18 protein-coding genes, 1 tRNA gene and 2 pseudogenes are annotated in these 18,286 nt (G+C 48.0%); 10 read left to right on the top strand and 11 right to left on the bottom strand.

The annotated features are described in order from the left end of the window. Window positions 1-66: 66 nt before the first annotated feature. Window positions 67-789, bottom strand: a complete 723-nt coding sequence (gene lpxH / locus FDX11_RS16985) for a UDP-2,3-diacylglucosamine diphosphatase (protein ID WP_137398270.1) — start codon at window positions 787-789, stop codon at window positions 67-69. 2 nt (window positions 790-791) lie between these two features. Next, entirely contained in the window at window positions 792-1,286 is a 495-nt protein-coding gene (ppiB, locus tag FDX11_RS16990) for a peptidylprolyl isomerase B (protein ID WP_003021875.1), read from the bottom strand. 173 nt (window positions 1,287-1,459) lie between these two features. Between ppiB and cysS the strand changes: the two genes are divergently transcribed. Then, on the top strand, window positions 1,460-2,845 hold the full coding sequence (gene cysS, locus FDX11_RS16995) for a cysteine--tRNA ligase (RefSeq protein ID WP_137398271.1): 1,386 nt from the start codon (window positions 1,460-1,462) through the stop codon (window positions 2,843-2,845). Window positions 2,846-2,934: 89 nt separating this feature from the next. On the opposite strand, the gene FDX11_RS17000 is transcribed toward cysS, so the two are convergent. The 3 genes from FDX11_RS17000 to folD all read right to left on the bottom strand — a co-directional run bounded on the left by FDX11_RS17000 (window position 2,935) and on the right by folD (window position 4,665). After that, window positions 2,935-3,459, bottom strand: a complete 525-nt coding sequence (locus FDX11_RS17000) for a metal-dependent hydrolase (protein ID WP_137398272.1) — start codon at window positions 3,457-3,459, stop codon at window positions 2,935-2,937. A gap of 125 nt (window positions 3,460-3,584) precedes the next feature. Beyond that, window positions 3,585-3,797: a ribosome-associated protein YbcJ gene (gene ybcJ, locus FDX11_RS17005; protein ID WP_016152124.1), complete on the bottom strand. Its 213-nt coding sequence runs from the start codon at window positions 3,795-3,797 to the stop codon at window positions 3,585-3,587. Window position 3,798: 1 nt separating this feature from the next. Continuing rightward, window positions 3,799-4,665: a bifunctional methylenetetrahydrofolate dehydrogenase/methenyltetrahydrofolate cyclohydrolase FolD gene (folD, locus tag FDX11_RS17010; protein ID WP_003021887.1), complete on the bottom strand. Its 867-nt coding sequence runs from the start codon at window positions 4,663-4,665 to the stop codon at window positions 3,799-3,801. Window positions 4,666-5,240: 575 nt separating this feature from the next. Here folD and fimA point away from each other — a divergent pair. The 6 genes from fimA to sfmF all read left to right on the top strand — a co-directional run bounded on the left by fimA (window position 5,241) and on the right by sfmF (window position 11,310). Further along, window positions 5,241-5,795, top strand: coding sequence for a type 1 fimbrial major subunit FimA (gene fimA, locus FDX11_RS17015; RefSeq protein ID WP_061381603.1), 555 nt, complete (start codon window positions 5,241-5,243; stop codon window positions 5,793-5,795). 77 nt (window positions 5,796-5,872) lie between these two features. Beyond that, a complete protein-coding gene (gene fimI / locus FDX11_RS17020; RefSeq protein WP_042309947.1) occupies window positions 5,873-6,406 on the top strand; it encodes a type 1 fimbrial protein subunit FimI in 534 nt (177 codons plus the stop codon). A 41-nt stretch (window positions 6,407-6,447) separates the two neighbouring features. Further along, window positions 6,448-7,140, top strand: a complete 693-nt coding sequence (fimC, locus tag FDX11_RS17025) for a type 1 fimbria chaperone FimC (protein WP_061381604.1) — start codon at window positions 6,448-6,450, stop codon at window positions 7,138-7,140. Between the two features lie 7 nt (window positions 7,141-7,147). Beyond that, on the top strand, window positions 7,148-9,769 hold the full coding sequence (locus FDX11_RS17030) for a fimbrial biogenesis usher protein (protein ID WP_137398273.1): 2,622 nt from the start codon (window positions 7,148-7,150) through the stop codon (window positions 9,767-9,769). A gap of 4 nt (window positions 9,770-9,773) precedes the next feature. Next, window positions 9,774-10,781, top strand: a complete 1,008-nt coding sequence (fimH, locus tag FDX11_RS17035) for a type 1 fimbria D-mannose specific adhesin FimH (RefSeq protein WP_042309941.1) — start codon at window positions 9,774-9,776, stop codon at window positions 10,779-10,781. 37 nt (window positions 10,782-10,818) lie between these two features. Next, entirely contained in the window at window positions 10,819-11,310 is a 492-nt protein-coding gene (gene sfmF, locus FDX11_RS17040; RefSeq protein WP_137366314.1) for a fimbria assembly protein, read from the top strand. Between the two features lie 49 nt (window positions 11,311-11,359). On the opposite strand, the gene fimZ is transcribed toward sfmF, so the two are convergent. From fimZ to fimW, 3 genes are all read right to left on the bottom strand, one after another. Further along, entirely contained in the window at window positions 11,360-11,992 is a 633-nt protein-coding gene (gene fimZ, locus FDX11_RS17045; protein ID WP_137398274.1) for a fimbria biosynthesis transcriptional regulator FimZ, read from the bottom strand. Between the two features lie 586 nt (window positions 11,993-12,578). Continuing rightward, window positions 12,579-13,301, bottom strand: coding sequence for a fimbriae Y protein (locus tag FDX11_RS17050; protein ID WP_137349027.1), 723 nt, complete (start codon window positions 13,299-13,301; stop codon window positions 12,579-12,581). 386 nt (window positions 13,302-13,687) lie between these two features. Continuing rightward, window positions 13,688-14,281 carry a fimbria biosynthesis transcriptional regulator FimW gene (gene fimW / locus FDX11_RS17055; RefSeq protein ID WP_137398275.1) on the bottom strand — a complete coding sequence of 198 codons (594 nt, stop codon included), beginning with the start codon at window positions 14,279-14,281 and terminating at the stop codon, window positions 13,688-13,690. A gap of 37 nt (window positions 14,282-14,318) precedes the next feature. On the opposite strand from fimW, the gene FDX11_RS17060 reads away from it, so the two are divergent. Together FDX11_RS17060 and FDX11_RS17065 are read left to right on the top strand one after the other, a co-directional pair. Beyond that, entirely contained in the window at window positions 14,319-14,498 is a 180-nt protein-coding gene (locus tag FDX11_RS17060) for a hypothetical protein (RefSeq protein ID WP_042309935.1), read from the top strand. Window positions 14,499-14,536: 38 nt separating this feature from the next. Next, window positions 14,537-14,613, top strand: a tRNA-Arg gene (locus FDX11_RS17065). 15 nt (window positions 14,614-14,628) lie between these two features. Here FDX11_RS17065 and FDX11_RS17070 read toward each other — a convergent pair. Then, a pseudogene (locus FDX11_RS17070) lies at window positions 14,629-15,237 on the bottom strand (site-specific integrase); the annotation flags it as partial. Window positions 15,238-15,352: 115 nt separating this feature from the next. Here FDX11_RS17070 and FDX11_RS17080 point away from each other — a divergent pair. Next, window positions 15,353-16,072, top strand: coding sequence for a hypothetical protein (locus FDX11_RS17080; protein WP_212734567.1), 720 nt, complete (start codon window positions 15,353-15,355; stop codon window positions 16,070-16,072). Window positions 16,073-16,113: 41 nt separating this feature from the next. Here the strand turns inward: FDX11_RS17080 and FDX11_RS17085 are convergent, their stop codons facing one another. After that, window positions 16,114-17,751: a DUF6056 family protein gene (locus tag FDX11_RS17085; RefSeq protein ID WP_137398277.1), complete on the bottom strand. Its 1,638-nt coding sequence runs from the start codon at window positions 17,749-17,751 to the stop codon at window positions 16,114-16,116. Window position 17,752: 1 nt separating this feature from the next. Next, window positions 17,753-18,286 (bottom strand): annotated as a pseudogene (locus tag FDX11_RS17090) (glycosyltransferase); the annotation flags it as partial.

The raw sequence follows: 18,286 nt of genomic DNA on the forward strand, positions 1-18,286 counted from the left end.
ATAGCATAATTCATCGTCAAGGAAAACGATTGCGTAGCCTGTGTAGCAAGCGTTTTGACGGGGGAGTTAAAACGGGAATGTGATCAGTTCAACGTCGTCTGGTGTGACTTTGATCATCGAACCTTCGCTGTGCCAGGCGCCTAATACTACGCGGAAGGCGGGTTGCCCATTGGCCGTAAGTTCGTGGACTGCCGGACGGTGGGTATGACCGTGAATTAACCACTGAACCTGATGTTTTTCCATCTCAGCGATAACGGCCTGCTGATTCACATCCATGATCTCCAGCGACTTACTGCTGTTGGCTGCTTTGCTGTTGGCGCGCATTTTCGCGGCAATACGTTGGCGAATGAACAATGGCAGGGCGAGGAATAGTTTTTGTAACCAGGATTGATGCACTTTGGCGCGAAACGCCTGATAGCCAGCATCGTCAGTGCATAACGTGTCGCCATGCATGATCAGTACCTTGCGACCATACAGATCGAGCATTTTCTCTTCGGGCAGTAAAGTCATGCCGCTCTCACGGGCAAAACGTTTGCCGAGCAGAAAATCACGGTTACCGTGAATAAAAAAGCAGGGAATGCCGGAATCAACCAGTGATTTTATCGCCGCGGCTATTTGATGATGCAGCGGATTAGGGTCGTCGTCGCCAATCCAGGCTTCGAACAGGTCGCCGAGAATGTACAGCGCATCGACTTGTCGCGCATCACCGGCTAAAAAACGCAGAAAACCGGCGGTGATCGCCGGTTCTTCTGTGCAGAGGTGAAGATCTGCAATAAACAGTGTCGCCACGATTACTCGCTGACGGTCACGTTTTCAATGATGACGTCTTCTTTAGGCACATCCTGATGCATACCGCTGCGACCAGTGGAAACGCCTTTGATTTTATCAACCACGTCCATGCCTTCAACAACTTCAGCAAACACGCAGTAACCCCAACCCTGCATGCTTTCGCCAGAGAAGTTCAGGAAGTCATTGTCAGCAACGTTGATGAAGAACTGTGCGGTTGCGGAGTGCGGAGCCTGAGTACGCGCCATTGCCAGCGTACCGCGGGTGTTTTTCAGACCGTTGTTCGCTTCGTTTTTGATCGCTTCTTTCGTGGCTTTTTGCTTCATGCCTGGCTCGAAACCACCGCCCTGGATCATGAAACCGTTAATAACACGGTGGAAAATGGTGTTGTTATAAAAACCTTCGCGGCAGTAGTCCAGGAAGTTTTTAACTGTTTCAGGCGCTTTATCATCAAACGTTTTGATTACGATATCGCCGTGATTAGTGTGGAAAGTAACCATTTTTGCATCCTGTTCCGATAGATTGGTGCTTCGACCCTGTCAAGGGTCAGAGTTAGGGGTGTGTTATAGCATAACCGCAAGCTGCGATCACCTCGCAAAGTGTGCTGCTTCCGGTCTAAATTATGGGTATTATACAGACTTTACTATCCACACACGTCTACACGGAATCTTCGATGTTAAAAATCTTTAATACACTGACGCGCCAAAAAGAGGAATTCAAACCTATTCATGCCGGGGAAGTCGGCATGTACGTGTGTGGTATTACCGTTTACGATCTCTGTCATATTGGCCACGGACGTACTTTCGTTTCTTTCGATGTCGTTGCGCGTTATCTGCGCTTCCTCGGCTATAAACTGAAATATGTGCGTAACATTACCGATATCGACGACAAAATCATCAAGCGCGCGAATGAAAACGGCGAGAGCTTTGTCGCGCTGGTTGATCGTATGATTGCGGAAATGCATAGCGATTTCGATGCGCTGAATATTCTGCGCCCGGATCTGGAACCTCGCGCTACGCACCATATCGCCGAGATTATTGAGATCACCGAACAGCTGATCGCCAAAGGTCACGCTTATGTCGCCGATAACGGCGACGTGATGTTCGATGTTCCGACTGACCCGAACTACGGTCAGCTGTCACGCCAGGATCTGGATCAGTTGCAGGCGGGCGCTCGCGTTGACGTGGTTGACGTGAAGCGCAACCCGATGGACTTCGTGCTGTGGAAAATGTCCAAAGAGGGCGAACCGAGCTGGCCGTCTCCATGGGGCGCAGGTCGTCCGGGCTGGCATATCGAGTGTTCGGCGATGAACTGCAAACAGTTGGGCAACCATTTCGATATTCATGGCGGTGGCTCGGACCTGATGTTCCCGCACCATGAAAACGAAATCGCGCAGTCCACCTGTGCGCACGATGGCGAATACGTGAACTACTGGATGCACTCCGGGATGGTGATGGTTGACCGAGAGAAAATGTCCAAATCGCTGGGCAACTTCTTTACCGTACGCGACGTGCTGAAATACTACGACGCCGAAACCATTCGCTACTTCCTGATGTCGGGTCATTACCGTAGCCAGTTGAACTACAGCGAAGAGAACCTGAAACAGGCGCGTTCTGCGCTGGAACGTCTGTACACCGCGCTGCGTGGTACCGACAAATCCGTTGCCCCTGCGGGTGGCGAGGACTTTGAAGCGCGTTTCATTGAAGCGATGGACGATGACTTCAACACGCCGGAAGCTTACTCCGTGCTGTTTGATATGGCGCGTGAAGTTAACCGCCTGAAGGGTGAAGATATGGCGGCGGCTAACGGTATGGCTGCGCATCTGCGCAAGCTCTCCAGCGTGCTGGGCCTGCTGGAACAGGATCCGGAAGCGTTCCTGCAAAGCGGTGCGCAGGCGGATGACGGTGAAGTTGCTGAAATTGAAGCGTTAATTCAGCAGCGTCTGGATGCGCGTAAAGCCAAAGACTGGGCGGCAGCTGACGCCGCGCGTGACCGTCTCAACGAGATGGGCATCGTGCTGGAAGATGGCCCGCAGGGCACCACCTGGCGCCGTAAGTAACTCTCTATTGCCGGATGGCGTCTAACGCCTTATCCGGCCTACGATGTAATGATCGGTAGGCCTGATAAGCATAGCGCCATCAGGCACTATTAATGACGTCTGTACCACCACAGCACACCCATCATCATCACTCCCGGTAGCCACACCCATAATAATTCCGAAATAATCACCTGATGCCCGTAAGGGGTCGCGTAGCGTGACAGCGCGAACGGCGCGACTTTAATCACCTGCCACGGCGCGAAAAAGCGTTCATCCGACCACGGCCACAGCCAGCCGACGCCTTTGCCGCCGGTGGTGACAGAATCCAGCAGACTGTGCGACAGCAGTGAAAGCGTCAGGAATAGCCAGCAGCGAATCAATCCGGCTTTAAACCATCGTCGGCCAATCAATACGCAAAGTAGCGGCACGACAAAGGCGAACAGCAGTGAGTGGGTAAAGCCACGGTGACCAAACACGTTGCCGTAGGCGACGCCAAGCTTAAACGACAGCACGTCGGCATCCGGCAGCATAACCAGAATGACGCCGGTAAACAGTAATCGCGGGGGAATGACTTTAAGTCCGAGACCTAATCCTAAACAGAGTGGAACGGCCGCGTGAGTAATGATGGTTGGCATGATGTTCGCTTCGTATGAAAAAACAACATGCTAGCCGTTCACTGTGAAGTAGGGATGAAGTCATTATCTGAAAATGAGAAGGGGAAGTGGCCGGACACGGTGTTAACCTCATCCGGCATTCGGGGTCACGCCACGACGTTAATGCTGTGGCCTTCAAAGCTGACGGTCTGTCCGGCAACGATTTTACAGCGTTTGCGCGTTTCAACAGCGCCATCGACCTTCACTAAACCTTCGCCAATAGCAATCTTTGCCTGGGCGCCGCTTTCGCTCCAGCCTTCCAGCTTCAGCAAATCGCAGAGTTCAACGTGAGGGTGTTTACCCAGTGAAAATGTGGCCATCTTAAACGTCCTTTACATCATGATATTCAACACACGCCTGTAGCGTGTTTTCGATAAGTGTGGCGACAGTCATTGGGCCTACGCCGCCCGGTACCGGCGTGATATATGACGCACGCGCGGCAGCATCTTCAAAGACCACATCGCCAACAACCTTACCATTCTCCAGACGGTTGATGCCGACATCAATCACAATCGCCCCTTCTTTGATCCACTCGCCGGGAATAAAGCCCGGTTTGCCGACAGCAACAATCAGCAGGTCCGCATGTTCTACGTGGCGACGCAGATCTTTGGTGAATCGGTGGGTGACCGTGGTGGTGCAGCCAGCCAGCAGCAGCTCCATGCTCATCGGGCGTCCGACAATATTTGAGGCGCCAATCACTACGGCATTCAGACCATAGGTATCGATGTTATAACGCTCAAGCAGAGTGACAATCCCGCGCGGAGTACATGGACGCAGACGCGGCGCGCGTTGACACAGACGACCAACGTTATACGGGTGGAAACCGTCTACGTCTTTATCCGGTGCAATACGCTCCAGCACTTTAACGTTGTCGATACCTGCCGGTAATGGCAGTTGTACCAGGATACCGTCGATGGTGGTATCTGCATTGAGCGTATCGATCAGCTCAAGAAGCTCCGCCTCGCTGGTGGTTTCAGGCAGGTCATAAGAGCGGGAGACAAACCCCACTTCATCACAGGCTTTGCGTTTACTCGCGACATAAATCTGCGAAGCCGGGTTGCTACCTACCAGCACAACAGCCAGGCCTGGGGCGCGTAATCCAGCCGCTAAACGCGCCTGAACTTTTTGAGCAACCTCAGAGCGCACCTGCTGCGCAATCGTTTTACCGTCAATAATCTTTGCTGCCATCAGAGAGAGGATTCCGTCTGTTACGTTAAATCGAAGGGGATGTCACTATTTTGTCAGAAGCAGAACGTGCTGTCAGTTTTCGTTTGCGTTTTTACGTGCGATTGCGGGGAACGCGGTCAGCGGGCAGGGTCGGTTCAGACGCTGAGACCGTTCACATAACTCATGATCATGCTAATTAAATTTAACGTCAATGAAACAACTCATCACCCTGGTGTTTTCAAGGTTAATGCACCATAAACCAGTCTGTTACGTCTGATTATGGTGTCTTTTACCTCATTTTTACCCAGACTTTTCCTGGATCCCAATAAGAATTAGCCAGGAGCATTAAAAGGATTTGCAGGTATTTTTCATTAATTGAAATGTTTAATTTAACGCTGTGACGAATAGTCATATTCGCGAAGATTAATTAGTGAATCAAATACTCAGGAGAGTAGGGGTAAAAAGTTAACTAATTCTCTTGCGATATATATCTTTACAGGATGCAGAGATAATTAGCCTGACATTTAATGTCGATAATGATTCAAACGGATCCCGCAGGACGCCGGAGCCGGATGTATGTAATTCAAGGGAAATCCATGAAACGTAAATTAATGACCTCTTCTGTTATTGCCAGCCTGATGTTAGTTGCGGGCGCAGCGGTTGCGGCCGATCCGGTAAGCGTTAGCGGTGGTACCGTGCATTTTGAAGGTGAACTGGTCAATGCAGCCTGTGCAGTCAGCACTCAGTCATCCGATCAGGTTGTTACGCTAGGCCAATATCGTACCGCCAGTTTTGCTGCAGCAGGCGATACGACGGCACAAATTCCGTTCACTATCGTACTGAACGACTGTGACCCGAAAGTGGCTGCGACCGCCGCGGTTGCTTTCTCTGGTCAGACCGACCTCACTAACAATAACCTGCTGGCCGTTTCCTCCTCGGATAACAGCACTACCGCGGGCGGTGTAGGGATTGAAATTCTGGACAATACGTCCACCGCGCTGAAGCCTGATGGGGCAACCTTCTCTACCGCTCAGGCGCTGGTAGAAGGGACCAACACCCTGCGTTTCTCTGCCCGTTATAAAGCGACGGCGGACAGCACTACGCCGGGTCAGGCGAATGCCGACGCGACGTTTATCATGAAGTACGAATAAGCCGTTTAGATTCGCGCAAGGATGATGTTCGCCTCATTGGATGAGGCAATATCCGGGGATGAAAAAGGATGCGGCAGATGATAGGGAAAGGCGTGGCGCTGGCGGGAATGCTGTGCGTAATGCCTGCGCTTGCTCATACGGTAATACTGGAAAGCGGGCGCCTCCACTTACGAGGGCAGCTCGTTAACGGCGCCTGCACGGTCGCCACCGACAGCCAGAATTTGCGGGTGCAAATGGGGCAATATCGTACCAATGCCTTCTCCGGAACGGGAAGCTTTGCCTCTACCAGCGTACCGTTTTCACTGCGATTAACGTCGTGTAGTTCTGATGTTTATGACCACGTCGGGATTGCGTTTGCCGGTGTGACGCCAGCGGAAGATCCGCAGGTATTTCTGGCCAGCGGCGATGCGTCTGCATCTTCGGGGGTTGGTCTGGCGCTATTTGACGAGCGACAACAGCAAATAATTCCGAATGCTCTACCGCTTCATTACGCGCCGATTATCACCCAAGAGATGACGTTTCATTTCACTGCTCGCTATCGGGCCGTCTCGGAAAATATCACACCGGGAATACTTCGTTCAGACGTGTGGTTTACGTTGGTTTATCCCTGATTTATTTCCCAACGATAATCGCATCAAAGGTATTTGTAGCTATGTTTAATAATCTAAAATCAGGTTTTATCCTTTTACTGGCCTTATTTTCTGCTGCCAGTGTGCAGGCAGCCGGCGGCATTGCATTAGGCGCTACCCGTGTTATTTATCCAGCTGATGCCAAACAAACTTCGCTGTCTATTAGCAATAGCGATACCAAAGAACGTTACCTGGTAAATTCATGGATCGAGAATAGCGCAGGGGTTAAAGAAAAAGCGTTTGTCGTGACGCCTCCGTTGTTTGTCAGTGAGGCTAAAAGCGAAAACACGCTGCGTATCATTTACGCAGGCGCGCCACTGCCCAAAGACCGTGAGTCGCTGTTCTGGATGAACGTGAAAGCCATTCCGTCAGTCAATAAGAACAGCCTTGAGGGTAAAAACGTTTTGCAACTGGCGATTTTGTCGCGCATTAAACTTTTTGTCCGCCCAAATAATCTGCCGCACATCCCGGAAGATGCTCCCGGCATGCTGCAGTTTTCCCGTTCCGGCAACCACCTGAAAATCAACAATCCGTCTGCGTATTACGTCACGTTGGTCAACCTTAATGTGGGGAAAACGAAGATCGATAACGTCATGGTTGCACCGAAAAGCGATACGCAGGTACTGCTGCCAACGGGCGTACAGGGCAACGTTACCTTCCAGACGGTCAATGATTATGGCGCGGTGACCACCGCCAAAACGGTAAGCGTACGTTGAGATAACGATGAATAAGACAACGTATTTTCCTGACCTGTTACCGGGGGTTACGCCACCGCTGGCGGGGGTGGCGTTGTCCACGCTGGCGGCGCTCTTTCCCTCTTTAAGCCATGGGGAAAGCTATTTTAATCCGGCATTTTTATCTGCGGATACCGCAACCGTGGCGGATTTATCACGTTTTGAAAAAGGTAATCATCAGCCTGAAGGCGTTTATCGTGTGGATATCTGGCGCAATGATGAATTCGTTGCTACCCAGGACATTCGTTTTGTCAGCAGTGCGGGAAAAGCCGGGGAGAAGTCTGGCGGACTGATGCCGTGCTTTGGACTCGACTGGGTGAAGCGCCTGGGCGTTAATATTGCCGCGTTTCCGGCACTCAGTAAGGATCCGAACGCGACCTGTATCAATTTGCCTGAGGCGATTCCCGGCAGTGAAATTGCTTTTGATTTTTCTACTTTGCGCTTAAACATCAGTCTGCCGCAGGCGTCGATGTTAAACAGCGCGCGCGGCTACATTCCACCAGACGAGTGGGATGAAGGGATCCCGGCCGCGCTGGTTAACTATAACTTTACCGGTAGCCGTGGGAGCGATACTGACAGCTATTTCCTGAGCATGTTGAGTGGCCTGAACTATGGTCCCTGGAGACTGAGGAACAACGGCGCGTGGAGCTATTCCAAAGGCGACGGATACCATTCACAAAGCTGGAAAAACATCGGTACATGGCTTCAGCGCGCGGTTATCCCGCTGAAGGGTGAACTGGTGATGGGCGACAGCAATACCGGAAATGACGTTTTTGACAGCGTCGGTTTTCGTGGCGCGCGACTTTATTCCTCAGACAGCATGTATCCCGACAGCTTGCAAGGCTATGCGCCTACCGTGCGGGGCATTGCGCGTACCGCAGCGAAACTGACTATTCGTCAGAATGGCTACGTGATTTATCAAAGCTATGTTTCACCTGGCGCTTTTGCAATAACCGATCTTAACCCGACCTCCTCCAGCGGTGACCTTGAGGTGACGGTGGATGAGAAAGACGGTAGCCAGCAGCGCTATACGGTGCCGTACTCCACGGTTCCGTTGTTACAGCGAGAAGGGCGTTTCAAGTATGACGTGGTTGCCGGGGATTTTCGCAGCGGCAATAGCCAGCAATCCTCACCGTTCTTTTTCCAGGGAACATTAATCGCCGGGTTACCAGCGGGTTATACCGCTTATGGTGGTACACAGTTAGCCTCACGTTACACCGCGCTGGTTTTAGGTACCGGGCGAAATCTGGGGGATTGGGGGGCCGTTTCCGTCGATTTAACCCATGCGCGCAGCCAACTGGCGGATGACAGTACGCACCAGGGGCAGTCTTTGCGTTTCCTGTATGCGAAGTCATTGAACAATTTTGGCACTAACTTTCAGCTTCTGGGCTATCGCTACTCTACCCGTGGCTTCTATACCCTCGACGATGTCGCGTATCGCAGTATGGAAGGCTATGAGTACGAATACGACAGTGAAGGCAATCGCCACGACGTGCCAGATGTGAAGAGTTACCACAATCTGAGCTACAGCAAGAAAGGCCGTTTCCAGATCAACATTTCGCAGAATCTGGGGGATTACGGATCGCTGTATATTTCGGGTAGCCAGCAAACGTACTGGAATACTTCTGACACCAATACCTGGTATCAACTGGGCTATGCCAGCGGTTGGCAGGGGATTAGCTATTCACTCTCCTGGTCGTGGAATGAATCGGTCGGCATCTCCGATACTGACCGCATCCTGGCATTCAATATGTCAATCCCGTTCAGCTTGCTGAGCGGGCGGCGGTACTCGCGTGATAATGCCTTCGATCGCACCTACGCCACCTTTAATGCCAACCGCAATAGCAACGGACAAAATAGCTGGCAGAGCGGGATCGGCGGTACGTTGCTGGATGGCCGTAACCTGAGCTATAGCGTGAATCAGGGTCACAGCAGTACTAATGGTTACAGCGGAAACGCCAGCGCTAACTGGCAGGCGGCCTATGGCACGCTTGGCGTGGGATACAACTACGACCGCGACCAGCATGACTACAACTGGCAGCTTTCCGGCGGCGTGGTAGGACATGCGGATGGCATTACGCTTAGTCAGCCGCTCGGCGATACCAATGTGTTGATCAAAGCGCCAGGCGCTCAGGGCGTGCGGATAGAAAACCAGACCGGCGTGCAGACCGACTGGCGTGGATACGCGGTGATGCCGTATGCCACCGTCTATCGCTATAACCGCGTCGCGTTAGACACCAATTCAATGAATAACAATACCGATGTGGAAAACAACGTCAGCAGCGTCGTGCCAACGCAAGGGGCATTGGTGCGAGCGGCGTTTGATACACGTATCGGGGTGCGGGCGTTGATGACGGCGAAATATGCCGGTAAAGCTGTGCCATTTGGCTCCGTGGTGCGTGAAAACACCAGCGGCGTGACCAGTATGGTGGGTGAAGACGGGCAAATTTACCTGAGCGGCCTACCGCTTAAAGGCGAGTTGCTGATCCAATGGGGGGAAGGCGCAAAAGCTCGTTGCGTGGCGCATTATGCCTTGCCTGAAGAGAGCCTGAAACAGGCGGTGACGCTCACGAATGTGACGTGCGAATCGCCAGCGGCACGACAGGAATAATACGATGAAACGACAAACAGGTTTGTTACTGGCAAGCGCGTTACTGCTGATGGCGCAACCGTCCTGGGCAACGGTCTGCCAAAATTCGAATGGCACACCAACGGATGTTTTTTACGATCTGTCGAATGTCTTTAACAGCAGCAACAACCAACCGGGACAGGTGGTGACGTTGCCGGAAAAATCAGGCTGGATTGGCGTCAATGCCACCTGTCCGGCTGGGACGACGGTGGATTACACCTATCGAAGCTATGTCACTGAACTTCCGGTTCAAAGCACCGAGGGCGGTTTTCAGTACCTGAAACTTAATGACTACCTGCTGGGGGCTATGAGCATCACCGACAGTTACGCCGGGTTGTTTTATCCCCCGCGTAACTATATCCGCATGGGGACTCACCCTAACGTGCCTAAGCAGCAACCTTTTGGCGTAATGGATTCAAAGCTGGTGTTTAAACTCAAAGTGATCCGCTCATTTATTAACATGGTGCCCATTCCCCGGCAGACAATGTTCAGAGTCTATGTCACCACCAGTACCGGAGATGCGCTGAGTACGCCGGTTTACACCATTAGTTACAGCGGTAAGGTGGAGGTTCCACAAAACTGCGAAGTGAACGCCGGGCAGATTGTCGAGTTTGATTTTGGCGATATTGGCGCATCGCTGTTTAGCAAGGCGGGCGCGGGCAACAAGCCCGAAGGTATTAATCCGCAGACTAAAACGGTGGCCATAAAATGCACCAACGTTGCCGCTCAGGCCTACTTAACCATGCGGGTAGAAGCGGAGAAAGCCTCCGGGCAAATGATGGTTTCAAACAACCCGGATTTAGGTTTCATTGTCGCTGACAGCCGCGGTAATCCACTCACGCCCAACAATCTGTCCAGTACTATTCCATTTCAACTGGATGACAACGCCGCGGCGAGTGTTGGGATCCGGACATGGCCGGTCAGCGTGACGGGCAATAAACCTACGGAAGGGCCTTTTACTGCCCGTGGCTATCTGCGAGTGGACTATGACTAATAAGCAAACGCCCGCCGCATGGGCATTTCTGACGATTATGCCGATGCTGGCATTCAGCGTTTTATGCCAGGCCGCCTCGTCGCTGGGAGAAATCAATATTGAACTGCGCGGTAACGTTGTGGATTTTACCTGCGCGGTGATTGCCAGCGACAGCAATAAGTCGGTTGATTTAGGCACCTGGCCGACAAAGCAGTTACAGACCAGCGGCGACACCACCCAACCGGTCTCGTTTACGCTGAAGCTTGAAGGCTGCCCGCCGGGATCCGCGTCGATAACGTTTTCCGGGACCCCGGCCCCAGGCACTACGCTACTGGCGCTCGATAACGCGCTTATGGCGCAAAAGGTGGCTATTGAGCTGCGCGATAGCGACCGGACGCGATTGCCGCTTGAGCAGGCCAGCCAGACCGTCGGTATTGATGAGAATGGCAATGCCACGCTGACTTTTTTTGCCAACTATATCGCGCTGGCTGATGGGGTGCAGCCCGGTGTCGCCAGAGCTGATGCCACGTTTATGATTAACTATAACTAATCATTGCGCTGACAAAACACTCCCGAACGACATCTCGCCGGGAGTGTTGTTACATTAATTCATGCATTTTAGCGTAGTCGATCAGTTCAACGATGGTATGTAAACCGAGCTTGGAGTAGATATTAGCCTTGTGAGCGCTAATCGTTTTATTACTGAGTAGCAACTGTTCAGCAATTTCCTTGTTGGATAGCCCGTTTGCCAGATAACGCAAAACCGTCACCTCGCGGTTAGAGAGCGGCATATCATTTAATACACCTTTTTGCACATTTACATTGTTAATAAAGTTCAGTGTATCAGAAGGGAAAAAAGAATATCCTGATAAAATCATTTTTACCGCATTGTAGATATCATTTAGATCCTTTCGTTTACTGACAAAACCATTTGCCCCGGCGCGAATAGCGCGCTCGGCATAAAAAGACTCAGATTTTGAAGACAGAAATAGCACCCGAGTATTCTCCTGCAATGATTTTATTCTCTTGAGTAATGTAAAGCCATCAGAGCCAGGCAGTTCAATATCCAGGATGACAAGATCGACAGGGTACGTGCGTAGATGTTCTATTGCCGCGCGGCTGTCATCGGTTTTCAGCACAACCTGAATATTACTGTTTTTTTCGAGGAGTACTTCTATCGACATTCTGACAATAGGGTGTTCGTCCATAATGATAACGGATGCTGGTTTCATTGTTGTATGCCTCAAACTGTTTGCGTATCTTGCGAATTTGATAAAACATCAGGCGTTATAATATTGTCAAATAGCCAAGAGTTGTTCTGAGGAGAACCGAATAAATACTATTTCGTCCTTGTTTATTCGGTTGTTCTTCTACAGAACAATGAATTTGTGGAACATCCATTTCACACTGGAAAAACTAACAATTAATCAGGAAACAGTGAGGATTATACCTGCTCCGCTCTTTCGGAAAAGACTTACAGCATCCCGATTGTTAATGGCAGTTAGGATGTTCTGAAAGATCCAGATGTGTTAATGACTATTGGCATTATTTATCTGTGGTTCGAATTATGGCAGATTGAAAATTTATTTTAAATAGTAAAAACGATACAATAAGCTAATTGTTTAGGTTTTGTTAAGTCAGCGGGAACACTATTTTCGAGCGATGTACGCAGAAACAGTAAGGTTAAGTGTGGAAGAGGTGGTATCTATAATACCAGGAATAGTTGTAAATATTAAATATTTGTGAAAATTGGATCAATTTTCTCATGTAAAAATAAGTAATTTCTTAAAAAATCTTACTGTACATGGAGTTATGGTGTTAAATTAAATGATGAGAGGTAACGTTGAGACGATGTATCAGATGCAAAAAGCGCTGCCGGTTTGGTAATCCCAGGCGGGTAATCAACTGGTTCAGGCGATAGATGATGCGGTGGTAGGGTTGTGTCTGTAACTGCGCAATCTTTTTTAAGGAGTTACCTTGTAAAAGTAAGGTCACCATATCCCAATCGACCTGCTTTATGCGCCTCGAATGAATATAATTTAGCAACGGGGATAATAACGCCTGACGCATCTCTGGGAGGTGTAGACTGCGTGATAAGATATAAAAGGGGCCAGACAGTGATATAAAGGTTTTAAGATCTTCATCATGACTGGAAAGCAATATGAAGATTTGGATATCATTCCGCTGTTTAAGTAGTTGGCGCAGGCACTGAAGAATATCGAAGTAAGAGCTTGTTAAGCCTTCTATATCAACCACTAACTGACTAATGACCGACTTTTGCAGGCAGACCAGCGCCGATTCAATGGACCGGAAGATCGCGGTGCGCGTGCCTGAGAATAAATGGCGGCTCAGTGTATAGGCAAGATAATAGTCCACTGTAATAATCGCCTGAGATATAGTATCGCCCGGTATGGTGTATTCGATTTTTTGCGCCAGATACTCGATTTGGTCGAATACTTGTGAGGTACAGTGGGGATATTGATGGGTACAGTTAGCGTTTCGTATACGGCGATGTCGTTCCCGGCGTTTTGCGCTGTGCATCCGTTTCCATTCCATTTCTGTTGCGGCAGGTCTGGATAAATTGCTGACAACAAACATCCCTGACCCAAATTTTTCCAGCGCGACGGTGAGTTCCCTTGTGCCGTTGGGTTTCAATGTCTTCAACAATCACCAGACTGGCAATTGAGTATCCCATCAGAATAATCTGCCGGAAGTTTTCTGATGTCTTACTCAATGCCCAAAAGATCGTTTTATCCAGTGCAACCTTTCTCTGGGATTAGTTAAAATATTACTGGGTGTGCCTTTCGGTTACCTCATGAATAGTATGACTGGATTATTCTGGCAGTCAGTTGCCAGGTACAGTAGGAGCCGATACTTAATTGATGGTGAGATATTTCTCATTAAAAAATTAGGCGGAGAGGTTCCACCTAATTTTGTAGAAAGTTCAGATGCGCCCGGATGTATCTTAAGAATTGCTGATCGTTTTTCACGTGCAGCTTTTTCATAATGCTGCGACGGGTTGCTTTGGCATGGATATCGCTGATTGAGAGCAGGTGAGCGGTTTCGGCTAACGTATACCCACTGGCGAGAAACATTAAGAACTGGCGCTCTGCGATAGAAAAGTTGCGGGTGGTGCAGTAATGGCAGATAGTCGCCGGTACGCTGTTGCGTAACGCGCGTTTTTGCAAGATGAGGACTAATTTTTTGGTGATCTCGTCAACGTCATCTTCCCGATAGATCAGCGGCAACATGTACAGGCAGGGCCGGAACATCAGCTTATCTTTATCGTTTCTGTTGCAGATCACCACCCGGTGTTGGCGCCTGGTGTGAACCGGAACCTGATAGCATTCGGCGTTGAGCCAATCTTCATCCAGTGAGATAAACGCGATGTCGGCGCGATCGATATCCTCGACAGGCAAAAAACTAATCTCCTGATGCCACTGATTTGCCAGATGGGAAATAATGATTTTCAGCCCGTGTTCGAAGTGACTATTTTCTTCCTTGATGGCGATACTTAACATTGAAGAGTTCCTGAACCGCTGGAAAGAGGGTAGGGGAATGTTAAGCAAAATCATAAATATTCTAAATACATGTATCCTTAAATCTGGCGCTATGTGGGCTGAGTTGTTACCAGGTGATTTCCTGGATACCCTTGAACGACCAGAAAAAATCAACATTCGTACACTTCGCCAGCAACTGAAACAAAAGGCATTGACTCAGCAAGCACTGACCGTATAATTCACGCGTTTCTCTGCATGAAGTTATCACTTCACAATGCGCCCTTAGCTCAGTTGGATAGAGCAACGGCCTTCTAAGCCGTAGGTCGTAGGTTCGAATCCTACAGGGCGTACCATTATATTTCAGTAACTTACCCATTTTCAGCAAGTTCCTTATTTTCCAGATGGGACATATTTGGGACATCATCACTGAAAATTGAGTCAATTTGCTTCGCGTGTTCCGTTAAGTGGTTCGGCGCAAGGTGAGCGTATCGACGCACCATTTCGATGCTTTCCCATCCTCCCATTTCCTGCAAAACAGAAAGCGGTACTCCAGACTGAATTAGCCAACTGGCCCACGTGTGTCTCAGATCGTGGAAGCGGAAATCTTCAATTCCGGCCCGGCGGCAAGCTGCATTCCATGCCCGCTGATCATCGACGCGCATCTTTCTCACGGTTGGAGTCTTTGACCCATCAGGCCGGATGCCTTCTTTCGTATGCACGAACACCCATTTATGATGCTTACCAATCTGGTCACGCAAAACCTTACAAGCGGTGTCATTCAGCGCTACGCCAATAGCGCGGTTTGACTTACTGTCTTAAGGATTCACCCAGGCAACACGACGCTGCATGTCGATCTGCTGCCACTCCATATTGATGATGTTCGAACGACGTAGGCTGGTTGCCAGCGCAAACTTAACAACCGACTTCAGTGGCTCAGGACATTCATCAATAAGCCTTTTCGCCTCATCAGCCTCAAGCATCACTGAACAATATGACACCGGAGGAATACCGACAGCACCATTATTTGGCCGGGATCTCAAAAAATGCATGGAACTAAAACGGGTCTATTTACATAATGGCTGGGTTTCAACTATGAGCCATATGACAAGTGCTCTTGGATTAGATCCAACCGCAGGCCAGCAAGGCGGTGAGACTATAAGTCTATCCAGCAATAACCTTTGCCCTTCAGGTGATTGGTCTGCGCTTAATGGAAAAGGAGTTCCAGAGGATTATTCACTACTAACAGTACCAGGAGAGGCGATATCATTTGATGACTCGGCAGAACCTGGAGGGGCGGGACGATACTTTGGAGTAAGTAATGCATCAGTAAGATGCAGAATTATTGCCAACCTTACTAAAACACAGTCAGGATTCATAAGAGGGGCATTTTTCTACAGAGGTGACGATCCGGTGGAAATTGTTATTGAGGACCAGTCAGGATCTAATACTATCTATATGCCAATTGATAAATATACCTCAATGGGAACTAGTAATAGCTGGAAATTATACCGCGTTTCAGCTCCAACTAATGATAAAACAAAGGTGTATAGGCTGAGGATTACGGTTGATGCTGGTAAAACAGGCCTTATTGGCTTCTCTTATTTTAGCAGTTATAACGCTTGCATATTACCAACATTTTGCGGATGGAGTAAGTCAATAATGAGGAACTCTGGAACTCCAGGTATACCTGTAACAACAACTCCTATTGAGTTTATTTGTTACAGAACATCACCAGCTTCATTTCCTTCGGATCCAGTAATAGCATGGCAATGGAATGGTTCGAGTTGGCTTAAAATAAACGCATCAGCATAATATATTGCGGCCTTAATAGTTAATAAGGCCGCAATATCATATCAGTTAATTTGTATTTTTATATCTGTCTTTCTAGTTTTTCCGCTAAACACACCAACTTGGATGTAATCTAGGTTGGTCGTGTCAATTCTTATTCCTGTCACAAAGTCTTTGTCAATCATCATTGATTTTGGATAACAATCATAATTCTTGAATCCTGCATTATCTTTATAGTAAGCATGTATAAATAGTTTATCATTTCCATTATCAGGAAGTGACATGTTACGATTTGTTATGAAAATCAAATAACCTTTTTTAGAAACATAAATCCTCTTAAGGATTGCTTGTTTTGGCAATAGCTCCTTGTTAACGTCTATTGATTTGCTATTTAGAATAGATGAATAATCGAAATTAGAATACCCACCTTCAATTGAGTTAACGCCAAAGAATGCACCATAAGACCATTTGTTGTGATACAAATCGAATTTATAACTGTCACTACTTAACGTGCCAAAGAAAAAGTTTGGAATCTTAAAGTCGCTTCGACCCTCACGTTTCAAACGATCAATCAATTCCATTCTAACCTTGTCCTGTTCGAAGGTGTTAGAGTATTCTTTATGCATAAGATAATATGCAGGGGCAAAGAATGGCATCGTTGATAGAATGACTAATGAAATACCACAAAGGATTATATTCTTGTTATCATCAACAGCGGTTTTTCCTAGAATCAAAGAAAGTGAAAGCATCAATAAAACAAGTGTTCCATTTCCCGATCTCGGCGGGTAAGAAGGAGCTGCAAACATGACTAACATGGATGCTATTGATGCTACTACAAACACTAGGGATAGAGCTGAATTTATGTTTAAACGGTTATTAGTGTGATTATGTTTCAATGAGAATAAGATGGAAATAACTGCCATAACTAAAAGCAAAGACCAAAAATGCTCCGCCATTGCCGGTATTCTGTAGGTTACATGCTCAAAAAGCCTACTGGCTAATGGTTTGCTATACCACGAATCAAAGAACTTTGCTCGTTCAACATTCCCAGGAGAAAGTAATAGTAACAAACAACCAGAAATGTTCATCGCTAAGTACCAGATTGTTTTTCTGTAATCTTCTTTTTTTATGATGAACTGATATGCTAAATATGTTGCTGTTAAGATGACAACTACGATAGATGTGTTTTCATTTGAACAGCCAGCCAAGAATGCAAAAAAAGAGGTTGCGAAAATATTTACATTACGTTTTACACATAAAAAGAAGCAAACTATGAACATGTTTGTCCATAAATAATTTGCAGATCCAACAATCCAGAATGTTGTTTGTCCTAAGTTACTATTTGAAATATAGTATAAAATAAAAATTAATAGAACAGAAAGAGAATCCTTTGTGTCTATATTTCTTCCTTGCTTTCCGAATATAACTACTGCACAAATTAGAACAACGAGCGCTAGTGAGTTAAATGTAGCCCGTAACCAGTGCGGCATGAGCAGAAGTGCTGGGCTTATATAATCTGAAACAACCCGCCCACTCCATTTTGTGTAATGTTTAATATGGCTTTCAAAAGACAATCCCTTTAGAGCATAAAGATAGTCGTCTGAATGCATGGGGGTATTTAGCGCAACTAAAAGTGTAAGCGTAAAGCATATTGCAAGCGCAAAAATAAATGCAATTGATGATTTGTTTTTGAAAAAGTTCACTTTATTGACCCTTCTTCTTTAGTATGTATTTTGGTCTTCTCTTTGTTTCAATGTAAATGCGGCCCATGTATTCACCTAAAACACCTATCCCAATTAATTGCACACCGCCGAGAAAGAGTATTGCAGTCATCAAGGATGGGTAACCTGGCACTGGGTTTCCCCATATTAATTTATCAATAATCATCCATGCTGCGTAAAGGAATGCGATGAATGACACGCCCAACCCAATATATGTCCAAATACGAAGAGGGAATGTTGAGAAACTTGTAATTCCCTCAAGTGCGAGGTTCCATAACTTCCAGCCATTGAATTTTGAAGCCCCAGCGACACGCTCCGCACGAGAATATTCAACAACATCTGTACGGCCACCAACCCAACTAAGAATACCTTTCATGAAGAGATTACGCTCTGGCATGAGCTTGATGTTTTCGACCATCTCACGGGACATAAGGCGAAAGTCGCCTACATTCTCTTCGATTTTAGGTGAGCTAATCTTGTTGTGAAGTTTATAGAACCATTCAGCAGATTTTCTCTT

The organism is Citrobacter sp. wls714 (assembly GCF_005281025.1).
GTDB classification, from domain to species: Bacteria; Pseudomonadota; Gammaproteobacteria; order Enterobacterales; family Enterobacteriaceae; genus Citrobacter; species Citrobacter werkmanii.